General features: G+C 51.8%; 17 protein-coding genes and 1 rRNA gene. 2 read left to right on the top strand and 16 right to left on the bottom strand.

Annotated elements, in window-relative coordinates; all coding sequences use genetic code 11:
• Positions 1-410 (bottom strand): 16S ribosomal RNA (locus AP057_RS05405); the annotation flags it as partial.
• A 516-nt stretch (positions 411-926) separates the two neighbouring features.
• On the opposite strand from AP057_RS05405, the gene pdaB reads away from it, so the two are divergent.
• Entirely contained in the window at positions 927-1,682 is a 756-nt protein-coding gene (gene pdaB / locus AP057_RS05400; protein WP_050368743.1) for a polysaccharide deacetylase family sporulation protein PdaB, read from the top strand.
• 138 nt (positions 1,683-1,820) lie between these two features.
• Here the strand turns inward: pdaB and AP057_RS05395 are convergent, their stop codons facing one another.
• Positions 1,821-2,426: a KinB-signaling pathway activation protein gene (locus AP057_RS05395; RefSeq protein ID WP_055358236.1), complete on the bottom strand. Its 606-nt coding sequence runs from the start codon at positions 2,424-2,426 to the stop codon at positions 1,821-1,823.
• 149 nt (positions 2,427-2,575) lie between these two features.
• Between AP057_RS05395 and gerD the strand changes: the two genes are divergently transcribed.
• Positions 2,576-3,163 carry a spore germination lipoprotein GerD gene (gene gerD, locus AP057_RS05390; protein WP_033017230.1) on the top strand — a complete coding sequence of 196 codons (588 nt, stop codon included), beginning with the start codon at positions 2,576-2,578 and terminating at the stop codon, positions 3,161-3,163.
• Positions 3,164-3,286: 123 nt separating this feature from the next.
• Here gerD and AP057_RS05385 read toward each other — a convergent pair whose 3' ends face one another.
• The 14 genes from AP057_RS05385 to rpmJ form a co-directional block, all read right to left on the bottom strand.
• Complete coding sequence (locus AP057_RS05385; RefSeq protein WP_055358235.1) at positions 3,287-4,303, bottom strand: P-loop NTPase; 1,017 nt, start codon at positions 4,301-4,303, stop codon at positions 3,287-3,289.
• A gap of 250 nt (positions 4,304-4,553) precedes the next feature.
• Complete coding sequence (cwlD, locus tag AP057_RS05380; protein WP_055358234.1) at positions 4,554-5,270, bottom strand: N-acetylmuramoyl-L-alanine amidase CwlD; 717 nt, start codon at positions 5,268-5,270, stop codon at positions 4,554-4,556.
• Positions 5,271-5,336: 66 nt separating this feature from the next.
• On the bottom strand, positions 5,337-5,777 hold the full coding sequence (locus tag AP057_RS05375) for a YbaK family protein (RefSeq protein ID WP_055358233.1): 441 nt from the start codon (positions 5,775-5,777) through the stop codon (positions 5,337-5,339).
• A 116-nt stretch (positions 5,778-5,893) separates the two neighbouring features.
• Positions 5,894-6,286 (bottom strand): 30S ribosomal protein S9, encoded by a 393-nt coding sequence (gene rpsI / locus AP057_RS05370; RefSeq protein ID WP_050368064.1) that lies wholly within the window; start codon positions 6,284-6,286, stop codon positions 5,894-5,896.
• A gap of 22 nt (positions 6,287-6,308) precedes the next feature.
• Positions 6,309-6,746 (bottom strand): 50S ribosomal protein L13, encoded by a 438-nt coding sequence (gene rplM, locus AP057_RS05365; RefSeq protein WP_033017233.1) that lies wholly within the window; start codon positions 6,744-6,746, stop codon positions 6,309-6,311.
• 227 nt (positions 6,747-6,973) lie between these two features.
• Positions 6,974-7,738, bottom strand: coding sequence for a tRNA pseudouridine(38-40) synthase TruA (gene truA / locus AP057_RS05360; protein ID WP_033008695.1), 765 nt, complete (start codon positions 7,736-7,738; stop codon positions 6,974-6,976).
• Positions 7,739-7,750: 12 nt separating this feature from the next.
• A complete protein-coding gene (locus AP057_RS05355; protein ID WP_033017235.1) occupies positions 7,751-8,548 on the bottom strand; it encodes an energy-coupling factor transporter transmembrane protein EcfT in 798 nt (265 codons plus the stop codon).
• A complete protein-coding gene (locus AP057_RS05350) occupies positions 8,541-9,413 on the bottom strand; it encodes an energy-coupling factor ABC transporter ATP-binding protein (protein WP_033008692.1) in 873 nt (290 codons plus the stop codon). The genes AP057_RS05355 and AP057_RS05350 overlap by 8 nt, the downstream gene beginning before the upstream one ends.
• Positions 9,389-10,228 (bottom strand): energy-coupling factor ABC transporter ATP-binding protein, encoded by an 840-nt coding sequence (locus AP057_RS05345; RefSeq protein ID WP_033017236.1) that lies wholly within the window; start codon positions 10,226-10,228, stop codon positions 9,389-9,391. The genes AP057_RS05350 and AP057_RS05345 overlap by 25 nt, the downstream gene beginning before the upstream one ends.
• Positions 10,229-10,346: 118 nt before the next feature.
• Positions 10,347-10,709: a 50S ribosomal protein L17 gene (gene rplQ / locus AP057_RS05340; protein ID WP_033008689.1), complete on the bottom strand. Its 363-nt coding sequence runs from the start codon at positions 10,707-10,709 to the stop codon at positions 10,347-10,349.
• 115 nt (positions 10,710-10,824) lie between these two features.
• Positions 10,825-11,769 carry a DNA-directed RNA polymerase subunit alpha gene (locus AP057_RS05335; protein WP_033008688.1) on the bottom strand — a complete coding sequence of 315 codons (945 nt, stop codon included), beginning with the start codon at positions 11,767-11,769 and terminating at the stop codon, positions 10,825-10,827.
• Between the two features lie 173 nt (positions 11,770-11,942).
• Positions 11,943-12,332, bottom strand: coding sequence for a 30S ribosomal protein S11 (gene rpsK / locus AP057_RS05330; protein WP_011229644.1), 390 nt, complete (start codon positions 12,330-12,332; stop codon positions 11,943-11,945).
• Between the two features lie 25 nt (positions 12,333-12,357).
• Entirely contained in the window at positions 12,358-12,723 is a 366-nt protein-coding gene (gene rpsM / locus AP057_RS05325) for a 30S ribosomal protein S13 (protein ID WP_008881920.1), read from the bottom strand.
• A 21-nt stretch (positions 12,724-12,744) separates the two neighbouring features.
• Positions 12,745-12,858: a 50S ribosomal protein L36 gene (rpmJ, locus tag AP057_RS05320; protein ID WP_003247619.1), complete on the bottom strand. Its 114-nt coding sequence runs from the start codon at positions 12,856-12,858 to the stop codon at positions 12,745-12,747.
• Positions 12,859-12,925: the final 67 nt, after the last annotated feature.

Raw genomic sequence — 12,925 nt, 5'->3', positions numbered from 1 at the left:
GCGTCGCTCCGTCAGGCTTTCGCCCATTGCGGAAGATTCCCTACKGCKGCCTCCCGTAGGAGTCTGGGCCGTGTCTCAGTCCCAGTGTGGCCGGTCACCCTCTCAGGCCGGCTACGCATCGTCGCCTTGGTGAGCCGTTACCTCACCAACTAGCTAATGCGCCGCGGGCCCATCCGCAAGTGACAGCCCAAAGGCCGCCTTTCAACCGAAGACCATGCGGTCTTCGGTGTTATCCGGTATTAGCTCCGGTTTCCCGGAGTTATCCCGGTCTTGCGGGCAGGTTGCCCACGTGTTACTCACCCGTCCGCCGCTGACCGAATCAAGGCAAGCCCCGATCCGGTCCGCTCGACTTGCATGTATTAGGCACGCCGCCAGCGTTCGTCCTGAGCCAGGATCAAACTCTCCAAAGAAAGTTGATTGGCTTTTGCTTCGGCCCATGCGGACCTCTGCTTTTCGTATTGTCCAGCTTCGATTGTCCAGCTTCGGTCCGCCGCCGCTCGGGGTCAAATAACCTTCGCCTTCCGGGTGCAAGCACCCTTGCAGGCGAAGAACATTTGCCCATCGCGGCGACCCGCGGACCTCCGCTTTTCGTCGCGCTTCGTTTCGTTCAGTTTTCAAGGAACGCTGTAAATTGTCCTTTGTAAACAGCTCTTTTATATTATCATAACAATTTTTTGATGTCAACCACTTTTTTGCTTCGCTGTTGCCAAGCTGCTTTTCCGAACAGCGACGTTTAAAAATATACCACTTTACCTCCAAAAATGCAAGATAATATTTTTAGGAAGTTTGCGGATCCCAATCCATGTTTATCCCCACCCCCGCTTTTGCCTACTCTGGCGCCAAGGAGTGGCAATTATGTTTCATAACCGCCATAGACCGCCGCATAAGATGTACATAGGACAACTGTTTAGGGAGGGATGGAAGCCATGTTTTACGCACTAAATGGGCGGACATTGAAAAAAGCTCTCATTATTATTTGTTCTGCTTTTTTCACTGCGTTCATCCTATACGCTTATGAAATGAACCGACCCGTGTTTTCGCTTTCCTCTGGGCCTAAGGCCGTGTACAAGGTGGACAATGACCGCGATGAGGTGGCATTGACGTTTGACATTAGCTGGGGGGATGAGAACGCGGAAAAAATTTTGGACGTATTGAAGCAACACGGGATTAAAAACGCAACCTTTTTTTTATCAGCCTCATGGGCTGAACGCCATCCGTCCGTCGTAAAGCGGATCAAAGAGGAAGGGCATGAAATCGGCAGCATGGGGTATAATTTTGTCAATTATGCAGAACTCGAGAACGCTAAAATCCGCCAAGATTTAATGATGGCGGAGAAAGTGTTCGACATGTTAGGTGTGAAAAACGTCGAGTTGCTGCGCCCCCCGGGAGGGAATTTTAACAAAAAGGTGCTAAAAGTTGCGGAGTCTCTCGGCTACACGGTTGTGCATTGGAGCGTTGACTCGAAGGACTGGCTGAATCCCGGTACAGAGCAAATTGTCGCCAACGTTACAAGCGATTTGGAGCCGGGCGATATTGTGCTCCTTCACGCGTCCGACTCAGCCAAACAAACGGCAAAGGCGCTGCCGAAAATTATTGCAGCCATGAAAGAAAACGGCTATAAAAACGCCAGCCTCTCTGAGCTGCTGGCCAACGGTGAAGCAGAAAGCAAAGGGATCGACTAAAAAGGGCGGGAGGCGGGTTTTCGCCTAAAAGCCGCCAGCCTTCCCTCAAGACTTTAGCATGGCCGTTGCAGTTGGATGATATCCTGATCATGTTTCCTTTTAGAATGAGCGGCCCGACAAAAAAGAACAGGCGGCGCTTTACGCGGACGATCCTGCGCCGCCTGTCAATTTATGCAGTATAAGAAGTTGATATGCATTGCATACTAATAACGGAATCAGCATCAAATATAACCAGTCTCGGTCATTGATGCGCAAAACGGGAAACCATTCAATCACCGTTACCACGACCATAAAGAACAGCGCCGGGACGAATGCCCCTTTGTTCGTCTGCGCGCTTTTTATGTAGGCAACGGCTAAGCCAACCGCCAAAATAAACAAGGCGGTCAATACATACGGGATGATCGAATCGCCTTTATCCGCAAACACCATGTAGCGGAAATAGACTAGATCGAACAGCACGAATATGATCAAAACAAGCTGGACAGCGTTCCAGAGGGAACGGAACATGCCAAGTCCGAACCGATGGACGGTCAAATAGGCAAAAAAGCCCGCCTGGCTGATGACGCTGAAAATAAAGCCGACGCCGACATGCCAAAGCAATACGGCAAGAAATTCAATGACCTCGAAACGTACAAGGAGATGTCCAAACTCTTTCCAATTCAAAACTATCCCGACGGCTGTTGTCGCGATTCCGCCGATCAGCAGCGTGGTCAAAAATAAACGCACCCATTTGCGGCTGTTCACAGCTTCATCCTCCATCGTTTCAGCATAACCCGCTTACCATTTTACCAGCGCCCTTGTGAAAAAGCCAGCTCCGATCTCCCCCATGTATATTTTTTTCGCCAACATTCATATTAAGGGTGAGGGATTTTTGCAGAAAGGAGCTCACTTTCATGAACAAATGCCTACCGCTCCTCTTGCTCAGTTTTCTCGTTCTTGGTTCCTGTGCCCCTCAAGAAACCAGCCCCCCTCCCCCGGATTATGACGAAACGAAAAAGATGGTTGTTGACATTTTAAAAACCGACGAGGGGAAAAAGGCGATTCAAGATATTATGTCGGAAGATCAGATGAAGCAGCAACTAGTCATAGATCAAAAAGCTGTAAAAGAAACGCTGCAACAAATGCTGACATCCGATCAAGGAAAAAAGTTCTGGGAAAGTGCGTTAAAAGACCCGAAATTCGCTGAAAGTTTTGCCAAAGGGCTGCAAGCAGAACATGAAAAAATGATGAAGGCGCTCATGAAAGATCCCGATTACCAGGCGCTGATGATCGATATTTTAAAAGATCCAGAAATGGAAAAAGCCATGGTCGATGTCTTAAAAAGCAAAGAGTTCCGCCAGCATTTGCAAAAGGTGATCACGGAAACGTTGAACAGCCCGCTGTATCAGGCGAAAATTCAAGATATGTTGATGAAAGCAGCTGAAAAGGTTCAGCAAGGCGGAGAAAAACAAGAAGAAGGCGAAGGGGAAGGGGGAGAGTGAGAAGAAAGCACCGGCAACCAACAAGGCGGAGGAGATTAATCAAGCAAAAAGCGTCCGTGCGCTGAAAACCGCCAACGCTCTAATCGGCGGTTTCTCGGCATCGGACGCTTTTTGTGAAACCGATTAATATTTTGCAACGATTTTGCGGGCGATATCCATATAAATTTTCCCGATCGGATGATCTTCTGCGTAAACGGACGGAGCGAAGTCGTCGTCGTTCCAATCCGGCTGCTGAAGCGGCAGCTGCCCTAACAGCTCGGTTTGCAGCTCTTTGGCCAGCTTTTCTCCGCCACCCTTGCCGAAGACATACTCCCGCTCTCCTGTTTTCCGGCTCTCGTAGTACGACATATTTTCGATCACGCCGATAATTTCATGTTCGGTGCGCAGCGCCATTGCCCCAGCGCGGGCAGCGACAAACGCGGCGGTCGGGTGCGGAGTGGTGACGATAATTTCTTTGCATGACGGCAAAAGCGTGTGCACGTCTAACGCGACATCGCCGGTGCCTGGAGGCAAGTCGAGCAGCAAGTAATCCAAGTCGCCCCACTCAACTTCTTTGAAGAAGTTGTTCAGCATTTTTCCAAGCATCGGGCCGCGCCAAATGACCGGAGCATTGTCCTCGACGAAAAAGGCCATCGAAATGACTTTCACCCCAAACCGCTCGACGGGGATGATTTTATCGCCCCGCACTGTCGGACGCTGAGTAATTCCCATCATGTCTGGAACGCTAAACCCATAAATATCGGCGTCGATCAACCCGACTTTTTTGCCAAGCCGGGCGAGCGCGACCGCTAAGTTGACGGAAACCGTTGATTTTCCGACGCCGCCCTTGCCGCTGGCGATGGCGATATACGTCGTTTTTTGCGGATTGTCGCTATATTTCTCAACCACTTCGCGCGGCAGTTCGGCAAACCGCAAGCCGACGGATGCAGCGCCAGCCTCTTTCAGCTGCTGGACGATCGCCGTTTGCACGCGCAGTTGGTCAGGCGTGCCGGTTTTGGCAAGCGCGATCTTTACGCTGACATGGTTTTTCTCTTCCTTAATTTTAATTTCTTGAATGGCGTTTGTTTCCTTAAAGGTCTTGTTTAAAAACGGGTCTTTCATGTTTTCAAGAATGGCTCGCACTTCGTTTTCCGTCAGCATCGTATTCACCAACCCTTTTTCAAATCAATAGTTCCCTTATATATTTACTATACCATAAACCGCCAGATGGCTTCCATTTCGGCCCCCTGCCTGTCCCGGCTTTTCGACATTCGTTACATTGAGTGTTCTTTTCAGATGTATGAATGGCGATGGCGCGCTTTTGGACGGGGGAGAACGGTTCTCTCGCCTTGGCCGTTCTTCCCCGCTTGGAAGCAGGGCCTTTCCCGCTTCGGGACGATAAAAAACCTCGCTATTCGCGAGGGGTAGGTTCGTTCGAAAAGTAACGCAGCACTCCTTTGTAAATCGAGGCGGCGAGTTTCGTCTGGTAATGGTCATAGGCGAGCAGCTCCCGCTCGTCCGGATTCGATAAAAATCCAACTTCAACGAGCGCTCCGGGCTTTTTGGCATGCTTTAGCAAATAAACGGTATCAATCATTTTCGCTACCCGGTGGGTGTTTTCCAAGTTGCGCCGCAACTCGGCTTGGATGAATTTGGCGAGCCGCTCGTTTTCGATGAGCGAGCCGTAATAAAACGTCTGTGCCCCCCGCCAGTGCGGGGATGGAATGGCATTGAGGTGAATGCTGATAAACAAATCCGCATCGGAATGGTTAATGAATGATGTTCGTTCGTGCAAATCTTCCGTTTTCCGCCGGCTGTAGCCGCGCGTGGACGGGCTGGCCAAATCGCGGTCTGTCTCCCGCGTCATCAGAACGAGCGCTCCTTGTTGCTGCAAGTAGTCCCGCAATTTTTTCGCGACGTTGAGCGCGATTTCTTTTTCCAGCACCTCGCCGCCGACCGCCCCGCCATCCGGCCCGCCATGGCCGGGGTCTAGGACGATAATTCGCCCGGACAATGGGAGATTCCACGGTTTTGTTGAGGTCAGATCAGAAAATAAAGACGGAAATAACAAAATTCCCGCAATGGCAGCCGCGGTAAAGGCGACAAGCCACTTCCATTTTTCTTTCATCGTTTCTCCTCCCGCACGTTTCCCTTCTCTATCTTATATGGGACAAGGGGCGGGAATAGAACTTATTCAGTGAAGTTTTAGGCGGCGCCGTTTTTTTCCCCGTTCAAACCCTTCGGTCCACCAGTCGACGATATATTGCTCGCAGGCGTAATAGAGCGACTGGCCGAGCAGATCGTCGTCGATGTTGCCCCAAAAGCAGAGAAAATCAAAAAGTGTGTCAATTAAATATTTCTCCTCTTGCGCGCAACGTCGGCGCACGCTGTCCACAGACTCCCCATAATAGCCGAACCGGCTGTAATGGGCGCCGAGCAAATACGCTTCAATGGCCAGGTCAATGCAGCCTTCCTCAACAGTAGATGGGAAAATCCGGTACATTTGATAGAAAGGGGCAAAATGTTCCAACACTTTGGCCCGCAATTTCTCCAGCGACAACTCCCGCAGCATTTTCCGCTCATAGCGGAGCTGCTTTTCCTGCCTTTTTTCCGCGAATGAAGTGATGACTGTCATCGTGTTTCACGCTCCTTTACGATGTAGTGTTTAACGATCGAACGCAAACATGCGCGCGGGCCAAAGGCAGAAATAAGCAAAAAACCCAGCCAAACTGGCTGGGTTGGACAACACGGTTAACGTTTCGAGAACTGCGGAGCGCGGCGGGCGCCTTTGAGCCCGTATTTTTTCCGCTCTTTGACGCGGGCATCGCGCGTCAGCAAGCCAGCGCGCTTCAATACGGTGCGGAATTCCGGATCGACTTGAAGCAACGCGCGGGCGATGCCGTGGCGAATGGCGCCCGCTTGGCCGGCAAATCCGCCGCCGCGAACGTTCACCAACACGTCGTAGCTGCCGAGCGTTTCTGTCAGTACAAGCGGTTGCTTTACCATTTCGATAAGCGCTTCTGTCGGAATATATTCACGAATGTCTTGTTTGTTGACGATGATGCGTCCATCGCCCGGGACGAGGCGGACGCGAGCAACCGAGCTTTTGCGACGACCTGTACCGTAATATTGTACTTGTGCCAAAATAAATACCCTCCCTTGTCAATTATCCGCGAAGTTCGTATACTTCCGGTTTTTGCGCTTGATGCGGGTGTTCGCTTCCGCGGTAAACATGCAGTTTTTTGAACATTTGACGGCCAAGGCTGCCTTTTGGAAGCATGCCGCGCACCGCCCGTTCAATCATTTTTTCCGGATAATTCGTGCGCATTTCGAGCGCCGTTCTCACTTTCAAACCGCCTGGATATAAGCTGTGGCGATAGTACAATTTTTTCGTTAACTTTTTCCCTGTCAGTTCCACTTTGTCAGCATTGATGACGATCACATGATCCCCGCAGTCAACGTGCGGAGTGAATGTCGGTTTATGTTTGCCGCGCAACAGCGCTGCGACTTCGCTGGCCAGACGACCCAACGTTTTGCCGGCTGCGTCGACAACGTACCATTTACGCTCTACTTCATTCGGTTTCGCCATATAAGTCGTACGCAATGTAGTTCCCTCCTAAAAAGAAAAATGAACAAGTAAAGTTGTTTATTTCAACACGATTGCTGTCCGGGGCTAATCGTGGAAAATACATGCCATATGATATAATAGCTTGCCGGAACGCCAATGTCAAGAAGATGTTACACGGGGACTCGTTGTCTTCACTTATGGCGCCCCGGTTTTTTGTCATCTAAAAGCGTGAGACGACTTTCGAACACGGTGTTTACCACCGGTCAACTGACGGCGAAAAACTCATCATCATAGTACACCCGCCATAAATACAATCCTTCCGCCGGCGCCGTCGGGCCAGCGAGTCTCCGGTCTTTGGCTGCAAGCAATGCTGCAATGTCTGCCGGGGACCGCCTCCCTTGGCCAATTTCAAGCACTGTGCCGACGATGATGCGCACCATGTTGTACAAAAAGCCGCTGCCGATGAACCGGAATTCCATCATCGAACCGTCGGTTTCCACCTCTGCCTGGTAAATGGTGCGTATGCGATCCTCCATTTCCGTTTTGGCGGAGCAGAAGCTCGTAAAGTCATGCGTCCCGATCAGTTGGCGAAGCGCTTCATCCATGGCGCCGATATGCAGCGGGTATGGATGCCACGCGCAGTAATGGCGGCGAAAGACGTCGCGGTCGGCGGCAGTCCACACTTTGTAGCGGTACTCTTTTGCCTTGGCCGAAAAGCGGGCATGAAAAGTGCTGTCTGCCTCCTCTGCCGAACGAACGGCGATATCGTCCGGAAGCTGGGCGTTTAACGCTCTTTTCCACTGTTCAGGAGAAAGTACAAGCGCCGTATCGAAGTGGATGACTTGCCCATAGGCGTGAACCCCGGCATCCGTCCTCCCGGAAGCCGTTACACGCACGGCTTTCCCTTTATGCATCCGTTTGAGCACTTCCTCAATCTCGCCTTGCACCGTCCGTTTTCCCGGCTGAATTTGATAACCGGAAAAATGGGTGCCGTCATACGCTACCACGCATTTGATCCGTCTCGTCATGGCCTTCCTCCGCTATGAGCGTAATAAAAAGAGCAACAGCGCCAGCAGGGCCGTAGCGGCTAACAACACGGTGTCTGCCGGCTTCCAAGCAAGCTGGCGGAGTTTCGTCCGCCCTTCGCCGCCGCGGTAGCCGCGCGCTTCCATCGCCGTCGCCAGCTCATCCGCCCGCTTGAACGAACTGATAAACAGCGGCACAAGAAGCGAGACGATCGCCTTCATCCGCTCAGAGAACCGGCCGCCGGAAAAGTCGACGCCGCGGGCGGCTTGCGCTTTCATAATTTTTTCTGTTTCTTCCATTAAAGTTGGAATGAAGCGGAGCGAAATCGCCATCATTAAGGCGAGCTCATGAACCGGCACGCGCCATTTTTTCAATGGACTAAGCAAGCTTTCGACGCCATCGGTCACTTCAATCGGCGTTGTCGTCAGCGTCAGCATCGTCGTTATGAGCACAAGGAGCAAAAATCGCATGGAAATAAAAATTCCTTGCCGAATGCCGCCTTCGTAAACGGACAGCGCGCCAATCCGGTAGAGGACATCCCCTTCTTTCGTCATCAATACATGCAATAACAACGTAAACAACACGACCCATAAAATCGGCTTTAAACCGCGCAAAATGAAAGAAAACGGGATGCGCGACAGGGCTGCAAAAGCAAACGTAAACAACGACAGCACCGCATACGTCACTGCATTATTCGCCAAAAAAACGATGAAAACATAGGCGAATACGATCAGCAGCTTCGCCCGCGGATCTAAGCGGTGAATGAGCGAATGGCCAGGCACGTATTGGCCGATAATGAAATGATTAGTCATGAATGCTCACCCTAGAAAACAGTTGCTGGATGGCCTCCACCGTCTGTTCGATCGTCAAACACGGAGAGGGAATGGCGACCCCAAACCGCGCTTCCAGCTCCCGCTTCAACTTGACCGTCTCCGGTACGCTAAGGCCAATGGCGGCAAGCCGATCGGCATCGCGGAACACCTCTTCCGGCGCTCCCTGCCCCCACACCGTCCCTTCATGCATGACGATGATTTGGTCGGCATAGCGGGCGGCATCTTCCATACTATGAGTCACGAGCACCGTTGTTAACCGTTTTTCGCAATGAAGACGGTAAAACATCTCCATAATCTCTTTCCGCCCGCGTGGGTCCAGCCCAGCGGTCGGTTCATCAAGCACCAGCACTTCCGGTTCAAGCGCCAGCACGCCGGCAATGGCGACGCGCCGCATTTGCCCGCCGCTTAAATCGAACGGCGATTTGGCCAACACATCCTCGCTGAGCCCGACTAGTTTGATAAGCTCTCGCGCTTTCCGTTTCGCCTCTTCTTCGGAAACGCCGAAATTAAGCGGGCCAAAACAAATATCCTTCTCGACCGTTTCCTCAAACAACTGGTGTTCCGGAAATTGGAACACAATCCCAACCTTTTTGCGCAGCGGTTTGAGCTGCTTCGGCCGCTTGTCGCCGGTGATGATCTCATCGCCGATTTTTATCGTGCCGCTTGTCGGTTGCAGCAAGCCGTTTAAGTGTTGAAGGAGCGTCGATTTGCCCGAACCGGTGTGGCCAACGATGGCGACGTATGCCCCGCTGGGAATCGACACATTCACATTATACAGCGCCCGGCGGGCGAGCGGCGAACGGGCATTGTATACATGTTCTACTTTTTCGAATACAATGTCCATAGCTCTTCGACCAACTCCTCCGTCGTCAAGTGTGCGGAACGAAGCGGAATGCCTTGTTCCCGCAAACGGCTGCCCATTTTCACGGCAAACGGCAAATCAAGGCCGATGCGCTCGAGCTTGCCCCCAAGCCGAAAGATTTGCTCCGGCGTTCCTTCCGCCATGACCTCACCTTTGTTCATCACGATGATGCGGTCGGCTTTCGCCGCTTCCTCCAAATCGTGCGTGATCGACAATACTGTAATGCGCTGTTGCCGGTTCAAGCGGCGAACCGTCTCGAGCACCTCTTCCCTTCCCCGCGGGTCGAGCATCGATGTCGCTTCATCCAAAATGATCATATCAGGGTGAAGCGCCAAAATGCCGGCGATAGCGACACGCTGCTTTTGCCCGCCGGAAAGCCGGTGCGGCTCGTGTTCGAGAAACGCCTCCATATGCACCAGGCGGATGGCTTCACGGATGCGCTCAATCATTTCATCGCGCGGAACACCATTATTTTCAAGGGCAAAGGCGATATCATCCTCGACAGTTGTCCCGACAAATTGGTTATCTGGATTTTGAAACACCATGCCGACGCGCCGGCGCACCTCCCAGACAGTCGTTTCATCGAGAGGGCGCCCAAACAGGCGAATGACGCCCCTCTCCGGCCGAAGCAAACCGATTAACAGCCGGGCAATGGTCGACTTGCCGGATCCGTTATGGCCGACAATCGCCAGCCACTCCCCGCGTCCGGCCTGGAAGCTCACGTTTTGCACTGCATACTCCGATTGATTCGGATAACGGAAATACACTCCTTCGATCGAAAGGATCGGTTCGGCCATGATTGTTTCTCCTCGCCTTGGCACGTTTCCGGCCGTGCCTTGCTAAATGATGGTAAACAAAAAAAGGGCATAGATCCAGTTCAAACGAAACTGTCTCGCCCTTGTTGAAATGAAACCGTTACACGAGCTCAATAATGACCATCGGCGCCCCGTCTCCGCGGCGAGGACCAAGTTTCATAATGCGTGTATAGCCGCCTTGGCGGTCTTGGTAGCGCGGCGCAATGTCACTGAACAGCTTTTGCAGTGCATCTTGGCCGGTTTCACTGTTGGCGACTTCCTTGCGGATAAATGCCGCTGCTTGACGACGGGCATGCAAATCGCCGCGTTTGCCGAGCGTGATCATTTTTTCGATAACCGAGCGCAATTCTTTTGCTCGCGCTTCCGTCGTTTCGATGCGTTCATTGATGATTAAATCTGTCGCTAAATCGCGAAGCAATGCTTTCCGTTGAGAAGTCGTGCGTCCTAGTTTTCTGTACGACATCAAATGTCCCTCCCTTTTAAAATGATGTGTTCCTCATTGCTGTCGTAGTCGATCGGCGCTTAATGCCAAATCTATGGCCAACGCGCATGTCCGCCCCACCGGGCGGGGCTGGCGCTTAATCGTCTTTACGGAGGCTAAGCCCCAGCTCCGCTAACTTCGCTTTCACTTCTTCGAGCGATTTGCGGCCGAGGTTGCGCACTTTCATCATATCCTCTTCCGTTTTTTGCGTCAGCTCCTGAACGGTGTTAATGCCGGCACGCTTCAAGCAGTTGTAGGAACGGACAGACAGATCGAGCTCCTCGATCGTCATTTCCAGCACTTTTTCTTTTTGATCGTCCTCTTTCTCTACCATGATTTCAGCATTTTGCGCTTCATCCGTCAAGCCGACAAAAATGTTCAAGTGCTCGGTTAAAATTTTCGCCCCAAGGGAAATGGCTTCTTTCGGCCCGATGCTCCCATCGGTCCAAACGTCGATCGTCAATTTGTCATAGTCGGTCACTTGGCCGACCCGTGTATTTTCGACCTGATAGGAAACACGGGAGACCGGCGTATAGATGGAGTCGATCGGAATCACGCCGATGGGCTGGTCCTCGCGCTTGTTCGCCTCGGCCGGGACATACCCACGTCCCCGTCTGGCGGTCATGCGCATGCGCAGGCGACCGCCTTCCGCCAGCGTAGCAATATGAAGGTCCGGGTTTAAAATTTCTACATCGCTGTCGTGAGTAATATCGGCAGCCGTGACAACTCCTTCACCCTGCACATCAATTTCCAACGTTTTCTCTTCATCTGAATAAATCTTCAACGCCAATTTTTTGATATTCAAGATGATGGCTGTCACATCCTCGACGACGCCGTCAATCGTTGAAAACTCGTGCAGTACACCGTCGATTTGCACCGATGTCACAGCCGCACCAGGGAGTGAAGACAATAGGATACGACGTAAGGAGTTCCCTAAAGTTGTACCATATCCACGCTCAAGCGGTTCGACGACGAATTTGCCGTATTTGGCATCTTCGCTCAGTTCGACCGTTTCAATTTTCGGCTTTTCAATTTCAATCATCGATTATTATACCCTCCTTCAAAACGTCGAGACCCCGACCAAACGGTACACGCCTAACAACATTCCCCCATGAATCTCTCTCTTTCAGCTTGCCGGCGGCCAAAGCCGGCTTCCCTGTCACGGTCTTTATCATATCCCATTATTGACAGTGGTTCAAATTCTATACAGGGGCGTTACACGCGGCGACGTTTTGGCGGACGGCATCCATTGTGCGGGATTGGAGTGACGTCTTTGATCGCCGTAATTTCCAACCCGGCTGCCTGCAACGCACGGATCGCTGCCTCACGGCCAGCCCCCGGACCTTTGACGTTCACTTCGACCGTTTTCATGCCGTGTTCCATCGACGCTTTCGCTGCCGCTTCGGCTGCCATTTGCGCCGCAAACGGCGTCGATTTACGCGAGCCTTTGAATCCGAGCGAACCGGCGCTCGCCCAGGCGATGGCGTTGCCATGAACGTCCGTAATCGTCACGATCGTGTTGTTGAAAGTCGAACGGATATGAGCGATGCCAGTGTCAATATTTTTTCTCACCCGGCGTTTGCGAGTGTTTGTTCTGCGTGCCATTCGTCAAATGACCTCCTTTGCGTGATTATTTTTTCTTATTCGCTACCGTACGGCGCGGACCTTTGCGCGTGCGGGCATTGTTTTTCGTGTTTTGGCCGCGAACCGGCAATCCGCGGCGATGGCGGAGTCCGCGATAGCAACCGATTTCCATCAGCCGTTTAATGTTTAACGATACTTCGCGGCGCAAATCCCCTTCCACTTTTAAGCGGCCGACGATTTCGCGAATGCGGCCAAGCTCTTCTTCCGTTAAGTCACGGACGCGCGTGTCTTCCGATACTCCTGCTTCTTTTAAGATTTTTTGCGCCGTTGGTTTGCCGATCCCGTAAATGTATGTTAACGAAATGACTACGCGCTTGTCGCGCGGAATGTCAACACCTGCAATACGTGCCATCGTAGTACACCTCCTTGGAAATTACCCTTGACGTTGTTTGTGTTTTGGGTTTTCACAAATGACCATGACTTTTCCGCGTCTGCGAATAACTTTGCATTTTTCGCAAATCGGTTTGACAGATGGTCTCACTTTCATGTTGTTTACCTCCTTATTAAACGGAGTGCAATCTTTTATTTATACCGATACGCTGTCTCTTATACAC

Source organism: Geobacillus sp. Sah69 (genome assembly GCF_001414205.1).
Classification (GTDB): domain Bacteria; phylum Bacillota; class Bacilli; order Bacillales; family Anoxybacillaceae; genus Geobacillus; species Geobacillus stearothermophilus.
The sequence above is the reverse complement of the archived record's forward strand: the minus strand, read 5'-3'. Positions and strand labels throughout refer to the sequence as shown.